Source organism: Micrococcaceae bacterium Sec5.8 (genome assembly GCA_039636775.1).
GTDB lineage: Bacteria > Actinomycetota > Actinomycetes > Actinomycetales > Micrococcaceae > Arthrobacter.
On the sequence record CP143429.1, the window covers coordinates 947,264 to 962,128 of the forward strand.

Genomic DNA, 14,865 nt, shown 5'->3' on the forward strand with positions numbered 1-14,865 from the left:
GCCGGCGGCTCCGGACCCCATCCCGGCCGGGCCGGGCATTCCACCCTGCTGCCGCTCCGGCCGGGCGGAAATGCACCGCGACTTTCACGATGCCACGCAGCTACGCTGGAGGGGCGAGAGTCCGCCGCCGAGGGCGGACCCCGGATGCTGAGGTGGTAACGGTGCTCCTGGCCCTGATGCAGGCGAATGCCGCCGTGCTGGATGTTGAAGCCAACTGCGGCGCTATTGACGCGGCCGCTGCCACGGCGGCCGCCGCAGGCGCCCGCCTGCTGCTCACTCCCGAGCTTTTTCCGGTGGGGTATGCCCCCTTGCGGCTCCGGGCGGACCTTGATCCGGCGGTACTGGCACCCCTCCGGCGGACCCTGGCGGAGATCGCCCGCAGGAACGGCGTCGCGCTGGTGTACTCCCTCCCCGCCGTCGGCGCAGCAGGGCAGTGGCAGATTACGGCAACGCTGGTCGACGAGAACGGGACCGAACTCCTCAATTACGCCAAGGTCCATCTTTTCGGCCCGGACGAACGCGAGGCGTTCGTCCCTTCCGAGGCAGGGCCCTGCGTCGTGGACTTCCACGGGGTGAAAACCGCACTGGTCATCTGCTACGACGTGGAGTTTCCGGAATCCGTCCGCGCCGCCGCGGTGGGCGGCGCCGAACTGGTGCTGGTGCCGACGGCTCTCGGCGAGGGGTTCGAGGCAGTGCCGCAGCTGCTGGTCCGGGCCCGGGCGCTGGAGAACCACGTGACGGTGGCCTACGCCAACCACTCCGGCACCGAAGATGGTTGTGCCTTCCTCGGCGGCAGCGTCATCGCGGGCCCCGACGGCGTCCTCCTGGCCTCGGCCGGCACCGGGACGCAGCTGCTGTTCGCCGATGTGCCGGCGCCAGCGCCGTCCGCCCCGGACGTGGCGTACCTGGCTGATCTCCGGCCGGAGACCTACCGGTCGTGGAACGGCTGACCGGGAAGCCCGTCCACGTACTGCAGTGCAATCCAGAGCTCCGCCCGGGCCTGCGCCTGGTTGAGGTCCATCTCCAGGAGCTCCCCGAGGATGCCGATTTGCCGGCGGACGCTGTTGCGGTGAAGGCCCGTGGACTTCGCCGTCGCATCCCAGCTGCCGTTCGCCCCAAGCCATGCGCTGAGGACGCCCAGCAGGGCATCCCGCTTCTGAGGTTCCAGTGACAGCGCAGGGCCCAGCAGGCGGGTGGCCAGCATGGCGCCGGCTTCCTTGCCCAGCAGCCCGGTGACAGACCAGGTAATCTCATCGACGCGGACGCTCCGTCCTGACGACGCCACGCGGCCGCGCAGGGACCAGGCACGCTGGTAGGACGCCGGCAGACCGGAAAGTTCCGCGGTGCTGCCGATGACGAGGCGCCACCCCAGGCGTTCAACGCCGGCCAGCACGGCGTCGTCCACCTTCAGCCGGGTGATTGCGGCAAAGCCGTCCTCGGTGATCTCCACCAGCTTGGTGTCAAACATCCGCCGCCACTCCAGCAGTTCCCGGACCGGACTGTCGCCGGAGCGGCCGGTGCGGCCCGGGGCCGTGCCGGCCGCCGGTCCCTCCATGCCGCGGGCAGCCTCGGGGCGGAGCCCCAAAACAACGCGCAGCGGCCCGGACCGCGTGGAGGAGACGCTTTGCGCCAGCAGATCCTTGAGTCCGTTGACATGGCGGGTCCCGCCGGAGTCCGCGCTGTCCGGATGCAGCAACAGTGCGGTGGCGAGCTGGCTCGGGGCCAGCGAGCCGCTGGTGCGTTGCCGGACCAGCAGTTCCAGCAGCCCGACGGCGGTGGAGACCACGCTGTTTTGCGCCGGGGTCAGCGGGGCGTCGGTGCCGAGGATCAGCGCGCCCAGGGTGGCGTCCCGGGTGCTGCGCAGGGGATATCCGAAGACCAGTGCGGAGCCCGCCGTGGCGAACGAGTCCAGCTCCACGCGGGGGCCGCTGCCGGACAGCAGCCTCGCCAGCAGGGGCTGGAGCGTCGGCAGGTCCACGCCCGGGGCGGGACGCCCGCCGGGCGTGCCGGCGGCCCCGCGGGCACGCGGCCGCCCGTCGGCGCCCACGAGCACCGCCCAGACCGGAACCCGCTGGGCGAGGGCGGCCAGGAGCTCATGTTCCGGGCGGGCCGACAGGACGGCGCGCATGAGCTGGCGGTTGGTGTCGGCGAGCTGCCGGAACGTCGTGGCGGTGTCCGATTCCAGCAGCTGGGAAAATTCCAGGCCGACGGCGGCGAAGGGAACGGTTTTCGGGACGGCAACGAGGGTCAGGTTGTGCCGCCGGCAGGCGAGGACCACGGAGTCCGGCACGGTATCGAAGTAGGGTTCCAGGCCGAAGCCCAGCGCAGAGACGCGGGCCTCGACCAGCCGCTGCACATAGGCATCCACGAAGTCCTCCCGGCCGCCCGCGCCCAGGAAAGGCAGGCCGGCGGTGAGCAGGAACTCACCATCGAGCAGGTAGGGGGTGGGATCCTCCAGTTCGCTTGGCTCCACCCAGCGCAGCCGCTCGTCCCCGTTGCCGCCGTCGTGCAGGAGGGACAGTTCCGGCGGCAGCTGGCGCAGAAACTGGGCGAGGGTGACGAATCCCAGCCGCTCGGGATCCTCAGCAGTCATGGCCGCCACTGCCGGGCCACGCGACGGGATTCAGGGCGATAAGTCTCATGACTGAAGACTACAGGGCGATTTGCACAACCATGAGAGCTGGCTCACAAGCTTAGGGTGGACCCCGGGGAAAGACCACTACTGCAGATAAGGGCGTCAACGATGACTGTGCCAACTCTCGCCGGGGAACGGCCGCCGGCCACTCCGCAACGTCCCGGCCTGGCGGCGCAACTGCTCCGTCGCAAACCGATCGGACAGCTGGTCCGCGAAGCCGAAACAGGCCACGGCGGCACCGGGCTGGTCCGCAGCTTCGGTGTGCTGCACCTGACGATGATCAGCGTAGGCGCCACCCTCGGCACCGGCATTCTGGTGATCCTCGGCGAATCCGTACCGCTCGCTGGACCGGCCATCTGGATCTCCTTCGCGATCGCCGGCCTGGCAGCGCTGCTCTCCGCCGTGTCCTACGCCGAAATGGCCGGGCTTGTTCCGGCGGCCGGGTCAAGTTACTCCTACACCTACGCGACCATGGGCGAAGGCATGGCCTGGATCTGCGGCTGGTGCCTCGTGCTCGAATACGCCGTGTCCGTGGCCGCCGTCGCCGTGGGCGCCGGCCAGTACGTCAATGAGGCCCTCAACGTCTTCGGACTGGCACTGCCGGACGCCATCTCGCAGCCCCCCGGAGACGGCGGCGTGCTCAACGCCCCGGCCATGGTCATCGTGGCCCTTGCCATGGCGCTGCTGGTCCGCGGCGCCAAGGAAAGCGCCGGGATCAACACCGCCATTGTGCTGATCAAGGTCGGCATCCTGGTGTTCTTCTGCGCCGTGGCCTTCACGGCCTTTAACGCCGCACACTTTGAGCCGCTGCTGCCCATGGGTGCAGCCGGCGTCTCGGCGGCCGCCTCCCGGGTGTTCTTCTCCTACATCGGATTCGACGCCGCCTCCACAGCCGGTGAGGAAGCCCGCAACCCGAAGCGTGATCTGCCGCGGGCCATCCTGCTCTCGATGCTGATCGTCACCACCATCTACGTGCTCGTCGCGGTCGCGGCAATCGGTGCGCGGCCGTGGGGCTGGTTTGACGGCACAGAAGCCGCGCTCGTGAAAATTCTGGAGGAAACCACCGGGCAGCCCTGGATCGGGCTGGTGTTCGCCGTCGGCGCCGTCCTGGCCATCGCCAGCATCGTGCTCACGGTCCTCTACGGACAGACCCGCATCCTGCTCGCCATGGCCCGGGACGGGATGGTCCCCAAAATCTTCGGCCGCGTCTCGCCCCGCACCGGCACCCCGGTTGCCGGGACCCTGATTGTGGGGCTCGTCGTCGCCCTCACCGCAGGCCTGGTCCCGCTCGGAGCGCTGGCGGACGCCACCAGCATCGGCACGCTCTTCGCCTTCGCCCTGGTCAACATCGCCGTGATCCACCTCAGGCGCCGCCGGCCGGAACTTCCGCGCAGCTTCCGCGTTCCGCTGTTCCCACTGACCCCGCTCCTTGGAGCCGCGATGTGCGGGTACCTCATGCTCAATCTCGGCGCCGAGACCTGGGTGGTCTTTGGCCTGTGGATGCTGGCAGGGCTCGCCGTGTACTTCGGCTACAGCCGCCGGCACTCCCGGGTGGCGGCGCTCAGCGACGAGGAATACGGTGAACTAACCGGCCCAACCACCTCCGGCACTCTTTCCAGCTCGGAACCGACGAAAGCGCACCGCTCATGACAACCGCCACAGAACTTCCAGCCCCCCGGCCGACGCCGGACGCCGGCGCGCCCATCACCATGCTGAATCCGGATTTCCCGTTCAGCTACGACCACTACCTGGCCCACCCCGACGGACTCGGCGCCATCCCCGAGGAGCTGTACGGCACGGAAGTTGCTGTGGTGGGCGCCGGGCTCTCAGGACTGGTTGCCGCCTACGAACTGATGAAGCTGGGCCTGCGGCCGGTCCTCTACGAAGCCGACCAGATCGGCGGCCGGCTGCGGACCGCGAGTTTCCCCTCCGCCGCCGGCGTCGTGGCCGACCTCGGCGGGATGCGCTTCCCGGTCTCCGGCAAGGCGTTCTACCACTACGTCGAGCTGCTCGGGCTGCAGACCGCGGAATTCCCCAACCCGCTGGCTGCCGTGACCTCCAGCACCGTGATCGAACTGGCCGGGCAGAAGCACTATGCCCGCACCCCGGCGGACCTCCCGCCGTTCTTCCGGGAAGTCGCCGAGGCCTGGAAAGCCGCCGTCAACGACGGCGCCCAGTTCGCGCAGATGCAGGATGCCATCCGGGCCCGGGACACGGCCCGGATCAAGGAACTGTGGAACGCGCTCCTTCCCCTGCTGGACGAACAGACCTTCTACGGGTTCATCGCCGGCAGCGACTCCTTCAAGCAGGCCGGGTTCGCCCACCGGGAGGCTTTCGGCCAGGTGGGCTTCGGTACCGGCGGCTGGGACACGGACTTCCCCAACTCCATCCTGGAGATCCTGCGCGTGGTTTACACGGACGCCGATGACGCCCACCGATCAATCGACGGCGGAGCGCAACGGCTCCCGGAAGCGCTCTGGGAGCACGCGCCGTCGGGCATGGTCCACTGGCCCGAGGGGACGTCGCTGGCGTCGCTGCACGCGGGAGCGCCGCGGGGCGCCGTCGACAGGATTGCCCGGGACGGCAGCGGCGACTTCCGCGTCCGGGAACGGTGGGGACGCGAGGCCCCCTACCCGGCCGTCATCACCACGTGCCAGTCGTGGTTGCTCTCAACCCGGATCCACACCGAAGAGACCTTGTTCCCGGCCCAGCTGTGGACGGCGATCGAACGCTCGCACTACATGCAGTCGTCCAAGACGTTCGTGATGGTCGACCGGCCGTTCTGGAAGGACGTTGACCCGGTGACGGGCCGCGAGGTGATGTCCATGACGCTGACGGACCGGCTGAACCGGGCCACCTACCTGCTGGATAACGGGCCGGACCAGCCTGCCGTGATCCTGCTGTCCTACACCTGGAACGATGACGCGCTGAAATGGCTGTCCCTCGACGCGGACCAGCGGGTGGAGCTCATGCTGCACTCCCTCGCGCAGATCTACCCGGACGTGGACATTGCCAGCCACATCGTCGGCCAGCCCATCACCGTCTCCTGGGAAGCGGATCCGAACTTCATGGGGGCTTTCAAAGCCAACCTGCCGGGGCACTACCGCTACCAGCAGCGGATTTTCAGCCACTTCAAGCAAGACCAGCTGCCCGAGCGGCAGCGCGGCATCTTCCTGGCCGGCGACGACGTCTCCTTCACCGCGGGCTGGGCCGAAGGCGCCGTCACCACCGGGCTGAACGCGGTCTGGGGAGTGGTCAACCACCTGGGCGGGCGCTCTGCGGCCGGGAACCCCGGACCGGGCGATGTGCTGGACGAGCTGGGCCCGATCTCCCTGGACTAGGGCCCTGCGCGGGCTCAGCCGTGCAGTTCCTTGTGTGCGCGGGCCAGCTCCTGGTAGTGCGCTGCGTTCTGCTGGACGCCGGCGAACTCCGCGTCGCTGAGCTCGCGGCGGACCTTGGCCGGCACGCCGGCGACCAGCGAGCGCGGCGGGATGCGCGTGCCCTCCAGCACCACGGCGCCGGCGGCGATCAGGGAGCCGGCGCCGATGACCGCCCCGTTGAGGATGGTGGCGCTCATGCCGATCAGACAGTCGTCCTCGACCGTGCAGCCATGCACGACGGCGCTGTGGCCCACGCTGACCCGGGCCCCCACCGTGCAGGGGAATCCCGGGTCCGCGTGCAGCACCACGTTGTCCTGCAGGTTGGTCCCGGCACCCACGGTGATCGCGGCGGTGTCTGCCCGGACGGAAACGCCGTAGAAGGCGCTGGAGTTCTCGGCGAGGGCCGCCTTGCCGATTACCGAGGCGCTCGGGGCGATGAAGGCGGATTCGTGGACGGCCGGGGTATCGCCGGCGAAAGCATAAAGAGGAGCCATGCGTCCAGCCTAGGTCACAGGCTCTTGCCCCCGGCCCGGCGCCCCCGCATCCGTTGAACTATCACTTGTGGTCCTTCTCAGCGCTGGGAGCCACCACAAGTGATAGCGCAACAGGTGGAGCTCAGGCGGGGGAGCGGAGAACTGTCACGCCCTGGCCGGGAGGGACGACGGCGATCGGCGCGCCGGGCGCGGCGACGCGTTCCAGCTCTTGCACGACGGCGTCCCAGTCCTCCGGCGGCAGTCCGGCAAGGGCGTCCACCGCCCAAACCGACGGGAACGCCGAGTCAGCGAACGGCAGGGGCGCCGGACCCGCCACCGAGGCCTCGAGCCCGTGCGCCCGTGCGGCATGGATATTCTCTTCGGACGGGTCCACGCCGGTGAAGTGGATGCCGGACTGGACAAAGCGCAGCCCGTCCGTGCCCCGCCCGCAGGCCAGGCCCAGCACAGCCTTGCGGCCTTCGGCTTTGAGCAGGGTTACGAACTCAGTCAGCGGGTCTTTCGGGGAAAGTGCCATACCCCTATTCAATGACCGGGATCAGTTGAAAACAACCGTCCGGTTTCCGTCCAGCAGGACCCGGTGCTCGGCATGCCACTGCACGGCCTGGGCCAGGGTGCGGCCCTCCACGTCCCGGCCCATTTGAACAAACTGTTCGGCGGTGCGCCGGTGATCCACCCGGATGACTTCCTGCTCGATGATGGGTCCCTCGTCCAGGGCAGCGGTGACGTAATGGGCGGTGGCGCCGATGAGCTTCACACCGCGGGCGTGCGCCTGGTGGTAGGGCTTGGCTCCCTTGAAGGAGGGCAGGAAGGAGTGGTGGATGTTGATGGCCTTGCCGGTCAGCTGCTGGCACAGGTCGTCCGAGATGATCTGCATGTAGCGGGCGAGGACTGTGAGTTCAATATCGTGCTCGGCCATCAGTGCCCGGAGCTGGTCCTCGGCCTGGTCCTTGGTGGCCGCCGTGACCGGAATGTGGTGGAACTTGATGCCGTAGAACTCCGCCAGGCCCGCCAGGTCCCGGTGGTTGGACACGATGGCCGGGATCTCGATCGGCAGGGTGCCGGAACGCTGCAGGAACAAGAGGTCATTGAGGCAGTGCGCGGACGTGCTGGCCATCAACAGGGTCCGGATTTTCCGGCCGGCCGGGTTGAGGTTCCACTGCATTCCGAACGCCAGGGCCACGGGTTCCAGCGCTGCCCGCAGTTCCGGCTCCGGGACCGCCGTCGTGGCTTCCACGCGCATAAAGAACGTGCCGGTGCCCTGGCTGCCGTACTGCTGCGAGTCCGTAATATTGCAGCCCGCCACGAGCAGGGCCCCCGCGACGGCGTGCACAATCCCGGGGCGGTCCGGGCAGGAGAGGGTCAGGATATAGGAAGCGGTCAGCTCGGTCTCAGTCACGCAAGACAGCCTACCCGCGCCGCACGGGGGCCGCGTCCGGGCCGCCGGGCTGGGGTATTCTGGATGGGTCGCAACTGGCGTTGGGTGGTTAACCACCAGGGAGCGGCACACACGAAGACCACGGATCGTACGCCTGGGCCGAGGGTCATGTTTTCCGGTTGGCAGCACGCCGCTGCCCGCCCGCCGCCGGCATCCCACCAGGATCCGGCCCCTTGCACGGCCCCGGTGTCCGGGGCCGTAATCTAGGGGCGCCGCCGCGGGCCAGCCGGTAACCTGACCTTAAGCAGTGCCCGTTGCCTAGCCAGGAGTACCCCGTGACCACGTCTCTTCGCCTTTCGTCCGCCGCCGTGAGCAACCAGCCACTGGCCGACCTTGACCCCGAAATCGCCGCCGTCCTGGCCCAGGAGCTGGGCCGCCAGCGCGGCACCCTGGAAATGATCGCCTCCGAAAACTTCGCTCCCCGCGCGGTCATGGAAGCCCAGGGCTCGGTCCTGACCAACAAATACGCCGAGGGTTACCCGGGCCGCCGCTACTACGGCGGCTGCGAATACGTCGACATCGCCGAGCAGTTGGCAATCGACCGCGTGAAGGAGCTCTTCGGGGCCGAATTCGCCAACGTCCAGCCGCACTCTGGCGCCCAGGCCAACGCCGCTGCGCTGTCCGCGATGATCACCCCGGGGGACAAGATCCTCGGGCTGTCCCTGGCCCACGGCGGCCACCTGACGCACGGCATGAAGTTGAACTTCTCCGGCAAGCTCTACGAGGTCGCCGCCTACCAGGTCGAGCAAGACACCTTCCGCATCGATATGGACAAGCTCCGCGAACAGGCCATCGCCGAGAAGCCCCAGGTCATCATCGCCGGCTGGTCCGCCTACCCGCGCCAGCTGGACTTCGCGGCCTTCCGGTCGATCGCCGACGAGGTGGGCGCACTGCTCTGGACCGACATGGCGCACTTCGCCGGCCTCGTGGCCGCCGGCCTGCACCCGAGCCCGGTGCCGCACTCCGACGTCGTCACCTCCACCGTGCACAAGACCCTCGCCGGGCCGCGCTCCGGTGTGATCCTGGCCAAGAAGGAGTGGGCCAAGAAGATCAACTCCAACGTCTTCCCGGGCCAGCAGGGCGGGCCGCTCATGCACGTGATCGCAGCCAAGGCAGTGGCCTTCAAGATCGCCGGAACGGAGGAATTCAAAGAACGCCAGGAACGCGTCCTGGATGGCGCCCGGATCATCGCCGACCGCCTGAACCAGGCCGACGTGTCCGACGCCGGCGTGTCCGTCCTGACCGGCGGCACCGACGTGCACCTCGTCCTGGTGGACCTGCGCAACTCCCAGCTGGACGGCCAGCAGGCCGAAGACCTCCTGCACTCGGTCGGCATCACGGTCAACCGCAACGCCGTGCCGTTCGATCCGCGCCCGCCCATGGTCACGTCCGGGCTCCGCATCGGCACCCCTGCCCTGGCCACCCGCGGCTTCGGCGCCGCGGAGTTCTCGGAGGTCGCCGAGATCATCGCCACCGCCTTGAAGTCCGGCTCCGCCACCGACGTCGAGGCGCTCCAGTCCCGCGTGGACAAGCTCGCCGCAGACTTCCCGCTGTACCCGCAGCACGAGCAGTGGTAGCCATGACTTCCGCAGAGACCGCAGCGACAGCCAACACCGCGCAGATCCTCGACGGCAAAGCCACCGCCGCCACCATCAAGGCCGAACTGACCGAACGCGTCGCCGTGCTCAAGACCCACGGCATCGTCCCGGGCCTGGGCACCATCCTTGTGGGCTCCGACCCGGGCAGCACTTGGTATGTCGGCGGCAAGCACAAGGACTGCGCCGAGGTGGGCATCACGTCCATCCGGCGTGACCTGCCGGCGGAAACCACCCAGGACGAGCTCCTGGCAGTGGTCCGGGAGCTGAACGAGACCCCCGAGTGCACCGGCTACATCGTCCAGCTCCCGCTGCCGGCGCACATCGACCAGGACGTCATCCTGGAGGCCATGGATCCGGACAAGGACGCCGACGGCCTGCACCCGATGAACCTGGGCCGGCTCGTAGCCAACGTCAGCGGCCCCCTGAAGTCGCCGCTGCCGTGCACCCCCAAGGGCTGCGTGGAGCTCCTGACCCGGCACGGCATTGATCTGAACGGCAAACGGGTGCTGGTGGTGGGCCGGGGCGTCACCATCGGCCGCCCCGTGGGACTGCTGCTGACCCGCAAAGACGTCAACGCCACCGTCATCCTCGCCCACACCGGCACCCGGGACCTGCCCGCCGAACTCCGGCAGGCCGACGTCGTGATCGCTGCCGCCGGGCAGCCGCACATGATCAAAGCGGCGGACCTCAAACCCGGCGCCATCGTGCTCGACGTCGGAGTCAGCCGCGTCGACGACGGCTCCGGCAAGGCCGTGGTGACCGGAGACGTGGAACCCGCGGCTGCCGGCGTGGCTGCCTGGCTGTCCCCGAACCCCGGGGGCGTGGGCCCGATGACCCGCGCCATGCTGCTGGCCAACGTGGTGGAAACCGCGGAACGCCACCTGGCAGAGACGGCCGCCCCGGCCGGCGCCTAAGCTCTCCCCGTCCGGGACGCCCCTCCTTCGGGAGGCGGCGTCCCGACCGCGTTAAGCCGCGGAGGCAGCGGAACCGCCAAACGTCTGGATTTTTCTTCCGGGGAAGCCTGTTCCCGCGGGGCCCGATCCACTAGCGTGACTCGGGTGCCTGAACTCGATGCGAAAGAATCCGCCCGCAAGGAAAGCCCCGTGAGCCGCTCCGCTGACGCCGCACCGCCACAGTATGTGATCACCGCCGAGAATCTCACGAAGCGCTACGGCGATGTGGTCGCCGTCGACGGTATTTCCTTTTCCGTGCCCGCCGGCGAGGCGTTCGGCCTGCTCGGCCCCAACGGTGCCGGCAAGTCCACCACCATGAAAATGATTGGCGGAGTCTCGCAGCGCACCTCCGGCAGCCTGAGCATCATGGGCCTGGACCCCGACCAGCACGGGCCGGAAGTCCGAGCCCACCTGGGCGTCGTACCGCAGCAGGACAACCTGGACGAGGAACTGAAAGTCCGGGACAACCTGCTGGTCTATGGCCGCTACTTCGGCCTGCCCATGAGCTACCTCAAGCCCAAGGCCGACGAGCTGCTGGAATTCGCCCAGCTCACGGACAAGGCCAGGTCCAAGGTGGACGCCCTGTCCGGCGGCATGAAGCGCCGGCTCACGATCGCGCGTTCGCTCATCAACGAGCCGCGGATCCTGCTCCTGGACGAGCCCACGACGGGCCTGGACCCGCAGGCGCGGCACATCCTCTGGGACCGGCTGTTCCGGCTCAAGGAACAAGGCGTCACCCTGATCCTCACCACCCATTACATGGACGAGGCCGAGCAGCTGTGCGACCGCCTGATTGTGGTGGACAAAGGCAAGATCATGGCCGAAGGATCTCCGGCCAGCCTGATCCGGGACTACTCCACCCGCGAAGTCCTGGAACTGCGCTTCGGCTCCGAACGCAACGCGAGCGTCGGCGCCGACCTCGAAGGCATCGGCGAACGCCTGGAGACTCTGCCGGACCGGGTGCTCATCTACGCGCACGACGGCGAGGCCGCCCTGGAGCAGGTCACAGCCCGCGGCCTGCGGCCGGTCACCTCGCTGGTGCGGCGTTCCTCGCTCGAAGACGTCTTCCTGCGCCTGACCGGCAGGAGCCTCGTTGACTAGGGATACTGCGACGGCGGCGCCAGCCCCGCGCGCGCACTCACCGCAGGTCTCGGCCGCCCGGGCCCGGAAGTGGGGCGCCTTCTACTACGCCGAACAAGTCCTGCGGGTCATGAAGGGCTACGGCTGGACGATCGTCATGTACGGCGTGGGGCAGCCCGTGGCCTACCTCTTCGCCATGGGCGTGGGCCTGGCCACACTGGTCGAGGCCAACGGCGCGGGCGTCTTCGGCGGGGTCAGTTACCTGACGTTCATCGCCCCGGCCCTGCTCATCTCGTCGGCCGTCATGACGGCCGCCAATGAGTTCACCTTCCCGGTGCTGGACGGCTTCAAGTGGCGGCGCGTCTACTACGGCCCGCATGCGTCGCCGCTGACTCCGGAACAGATCGCCGGCGGACAGGTCATCGCCGTCACGGTCCGCTTCCTGCTGCAGTCGGCCATCTACTTTGCCGTCGTCGCGCTGTTCGGAGCCTCACCCGGCGCCTGGGGCTGGGTCTCGATCCTCATCGCCACGCTCGCCGGGCTGGCCTTCGGCCTGCCGCTCATGGCCTACGCGGCCACCATCAAGAACGACCGGGGCCAGTTCGCCATGGTCATGCGGTTCATCGTGATGCCGCTGTTCCTGTTTTCCGGCACGTTCTTCCCGCTGGACACCCTGCCCCTCGCGGTGCGATGGGTCGGCTGGATCTCGCCGATCTGGCACGGAACGGAACTTGGCCGTGTGGTCAGTTACGGGTACGACGAGGCGGCGTGGCTCACGATTGTCCACCTCGTGTTCCTGCTGGGTCTGGCGGCCGCCGGCTGGGTCCTGACCAAACGCCAGTTCAGCAAAAGGATGGCCTCATGAGCGCCGTCACCACCAGCCACAGTGCCACCGAGGCCGCACGCAACCGCAAGTTCGGGGCGCTGTACTCCCGTAACGTCCGCGCCGTCGTCGCCCGCGGGCTGATGGCCACCAAGAGCAGCAACTGGATGGTCATGGTTTCCGGGTTCTTCGAGCCCGTGCTGTACCTGATCTCCATGGGCGTGGGCCTGGGCGCAATCGTCGGGTCCGTCCAGGGACCGGACGGGCAGGACATCAGCTACGCCGCCTACATCGCGCCGGCGCTGCTGGCGGTGTCCGCCATGAACGGCGCCGTCTATGACTCCACCTGGAACGTTTTCTTCAAGATGAACTTCGCCAAGCTTTACCAGGGCATGCTCTACACATCGCTGGGGCCCTTGGATGTGGCCATGGGCGAAATCTTCCTGGCCCTGCTGCGCGGGGCCATGTACGCCACCGGGTTCACCGCCGTGATGGGGCTCATGGGGCTGATCACCACCCCGTGGGCCATCCTCATGGTCCCGGCCGCGGTGCTGATCGCGTTCGGTTTTGCGAGTTTCGGCATGGGCCTCACGAGCTTTATGAAGACGTTCCAGCAGATGGACTGGATCAACTTCGTGATGCTGCCGATGTTCCTGTTCAGCGCCACGTTCTACCCGCTCAGCGTCTACCCCCAGTACATCCAGTGGCTCATCCAGGCGATGCCGCTGTGGCACGGCGTGGAATTGCTCCGGCAGATCAGCGTGGGAGCGTTCACCCCGGCGACAGCGGTGCACATCGGCTACTACCTCGTCATGATCGCCTGCGGTGTGCTGCTGACCACCGGACGCCTGCGCCGGTTGTTCCTCAAATAAGGACCGAGCAGTGACTGGATCCCGATCGGCGACGCAGCCGACCGCCCAGGCGTTGCCGTCCAACGCGGGGGCCACCCGGGGTGCCCCCGTGGGGGTCCGCCCGGGGTACCCGTTCGCCCCGGGTGGAAGTGCAGCACCGGGTCCGGACAGTTTGCGATAATTGGCTCATGCAATCTCTGGGCAACCCCGCGTCCTCCAAACCGTCCGCGAACGGCACCGCCAAGTTCTCCATGTTCCGCATCAGCGGACCGGGGATGATGGTGTTCATCATCGCCTTCGTCGTCGCGGTCCTCTTCGCCGCGAACCAGAACGAGGTAGTCGGGTGGATCGTGGCGATCATCGCCGGTTTCTGGCTCGCCCTGGCCGCCTTCGTGGTCTTCAGCATCCAGAAGGCAGCCAGGAAAGCCGGAGCCAAGCTCACGGAGGCACATAACGCCTTCAACGCAGCAGCCGGCCGGTCGCCGTCCTCGGGCAGCGTTGACTCCGGCGGCACCCGGCTGGTGGAGGTCCGCCGCGAGGCAGACGACGTGCGGGACCTCAAGCTCGACCACTCGTTCAAAATCGTGCAGGTGCAGATCCGCGTCGTGGAACAGGAACGGGCAAAAGGCGCCGCCGCGGACCAGGAGACCATCCGACGGGCCCTCGAGACGATCGAGATCACCGCCACCAACGCCCGGGACATGATCAAGTCCCCTGGCGGCACCGACGAACCCGTATCCGGAACCATTGTCGACTAGAGTGGATCGGGTGATCCCGGCATTGAAGAAGGACAACCTTCGCATCGCGACAGTGAACGTCAATGGCCTCCGGGCCGCCTATCGAAACGGCATGGCAGAGTGGCTGGAACCTCGCGAAGTTGACATCCTCTGCCTGCAGGAGGTCCGCGCACCTGACGCGATCGTCCACCAGCTGCTCGGCGAGGGCTGGTACATCCTGCACGCGGAAGCCGAGGCCAAAGGCCGCGCCGGCGTCGCCATTGCGTCCCGGCTCGAACCCCTGCAGACGCGCCACGGCATCGGCGATGACTACTTCGCCACCGCGGGCCGCTGGGTCGAAGCCGACTACCTTGTCCGCAACGCAGCCGGTGAGGCATCTCAACTCACCGTCGTCAGCGCCTACGTACACTCCGGCGAGGCCGGCACCCCGAAGCAGGACGACAAGTTCCGCTTCCTCGACGCCATGGAAATCCGGCTCCCTGAGCTGACCAAGCACAGCGATCACGCCCTCGTGGTCGGCGATCTCAACGTTGGCCACACCGAACGGGATATCCGCAACTGGAAGGGCAACGTCAAACGTGCTGGCTTCCTCCCGCAGGAGCGGGCATACTTCGACCGGTTCCTCGGCGAGGAGATCGGCTGGAAAGACGTGCACCGGGGCCTGGCGGGCAGCGTCGATGGCCCCTACACCTGGTGGTCGCAACGGGGACAGGCGTTCGACAACGACACGGGCTGGCGCATCGATTACCAGCTGGCCACACCCGGTTTCGCCGCTTCGGCAGTGACCGCCGTCGTCGACAGGGCGCCATCCTGGGACACCCGTTTCTCCGACCATGCCCCGCTGGTAGTGGACTACCGGCTCTAAGTCCGAAGGTTTTA

Annotated in this window: 14 protein-coding genes; 10 read left to right on the forward strand and 4 right to left on the reverse strand. The window is 68.0% G+C overall.

Features of this window, described 5'->3' with window-relative positions; translation table 11 throughout:
- The first annotated feature begins 176 nt into the window (after positions 1–176).
- Entirely contained in the window at positions 177–950 is a 774-nt protein-coding gene (locus tag VUN84_04360) for a nitrilase-related carbon-nitrogen hydrolase (protein ID XAS65751.1), read from the forward strand.
- Here VUN84_04360 and VUN84_04365 read toward each other — a convergent pair.
- Positions 929–2,593, reverse strand: coding sequence for a PucR family transcriptional regulator (locus VUN84_04365; GenBank protein ID XAS64915.1), 1,665 nt, complete (start codon positions 2,591–2,593; stop codon positions 929–931). The two genes, VUN84_04360 and VUN84_04365, sit on opposite strands and share 22 nt — an antisense overlap.
- A 150-nt stretch (positions 2,594–2,743) precedes the next feature.
- On the opposite strand from VUN84_04365, the gene VUN84_04370 reads away from it, so the two are divergent.
- Together VUN84_04370 and VUN84_04375 are read left to right on the forward strand one after the other, a co-directional pair.
- Positions 2,744–4,285, forward strand: coding sequence for an amino acid permease (locus tag VUN84_04370; protein XAS64916.1), 1,542 nt, complete (start codon positions 2,744–2,746; stop codon positions 4,283–4,285).
- Entirely contained in the window at positions 4,282–5,976 is a 1,695-nt protein-coding gene (locus tag VUN84_04375) for an FAD-dependent oxidoreductase (protein ID XAS64917.1), read from the forward strand. Before VUN84_04370 ends, VUN84_04375 begins: the two co-directional genes overlap by 4 nt.
- Before the next feature lie 14 nt (positions 5,977–5,990).
- Here VUN84_04375 and VUN84_04380 read toward each other — a convergent pair whose 3' ends face one another.
- The 3 genes from VUN84_04380 to purU form a co-directional block, all read right to left on the reverse strand.
- On the reverse strand, positions 5,991–6,509 hold the full coding sequence (locus tag VUN84_04380; GenBank protein ID XAS64918.1) for a gamma carbonic anhydrase family protein: 519 nt from the start codon (positions 6,507–6,509) through the stop codon (positions 5,991–5,993).
- 121 nt (positions 6,510–6,630) lie between these two features.
- On the reverse strand, positions 6,631–7,023 hold the full coding sequence (locus VUN84_04385; GenBank protein XAS64919.1) for a class I SAM-dependent methyltransferase: 393 nt from the start codon (positions 7,021–7,023) through the stop codon (positions 6,631–6,633).
- Positions 7,024–7,044: 21 nt separating this feature from the next.
- Positions 7,045–7,905 carry a formyltetrahydrofolate deformylase gene (purU, locus tag VUN84_04390; protein XAS64920.1) on the reverse strand — a complete coding sequence of 287 codons (861 nt, stop codon included), beginning with the start codon at positions 7,903–7,905 and terminating at the stop codon, positions 7,045–7,047.
- Positions 7,906–8,219: 314 nt separating this feature from the next.
- Between purU and glyA the strand changes: the two genes are divergently transcribed.
- The 7 genes from glyA (at position 8,220) to VUN84_04425 (ending at position 14,851) form a co-directional block, all read left to right on the forward strand.
- Positions 8,220–9,521, forward strand: coding sequence for a serine hydroxymethyltransferase (gene glyA / locus VUN84_04395; GenBank protein XAS64921.1), 1,302 nt, complete (start codon positions 8,220–8,222; stop codon positions 9,519–9,521).
- A gap of 2 nt (positions 9,522–9,523) precedes the next feature.
- The gene (locus VUN84_04400; protein XAS64922.1) at positions 9,524–10,456 is read left to right on the forward strand and encodes a bifunctional methylenetetrahydrofolate dehydrogenase/methenyltetrahydrofolate cyclohydrolase; all 933 of its coding nucleotides are present in this window, start codon (positions 9,524–9,526) and stop codon (positions 10,454–10,456) included.
- Positions 10,457–10,645: 189 nt separating this feature from the next.
- Positions 10,646–11,596, forward strand: a complete 951-nt coding sequence (locus VUN84_04405) for an ABC transporter ATP-binding protein (GenBank protein ID XAS64923.1) — start codon at positions 10,646–10,648, stop codon at positions 11,594–11,596.
- Positions 11,589–12,440, forward strand: coding sequence for an ABC transporter permease (locus tag VUN84_04410; protein XAS64924.1), 852 nt, complete (start codon positions 11,589–11,591; stop codon positions 12,438–12,440). The genes VUN84_04405 and VUN84_04410 overlap by 8 nt, the downstream gene beginning before the upstream one ends.
- A complete protein-coding gene (locus VUN84_04415; GenBank protein ID XAS64925.1) occupies positions 12,437–13,270 on the forward strand; it encodes an ABC transporter permease in 834 nt (277 codons plus the stop codon). The genes VUN84_04410 and VUN84_04415 overlap by 4 nt, the downstream gene beginning before the upstream one ends.
- Before the next feature lie 167 nt (positions 13,271–13,437).
- Positions 13,438–14,007 (forward strand): hypothetical protein, encoded by a 570-nt coding sequence (locus VUN84_04420; GenBank protein XAS64926.1) that lies wholly within the window; start codon positions 13,438–13,440, stop codon positions 14,005–14,007.
- Positions 14,008–14,017: 10 nt separating this feature from the next.
- Entirely contained in the window at positions 14,018–14,851 is an 834-nt protein-coding gene (locus VUN84_04425) for an exodeoxyribonuclease III (protein ID XAS64927.1), read from the forward strand.
- The last annotated feature ends 14 nt before the right edge of the window (positions 14,852–14,865 follow it).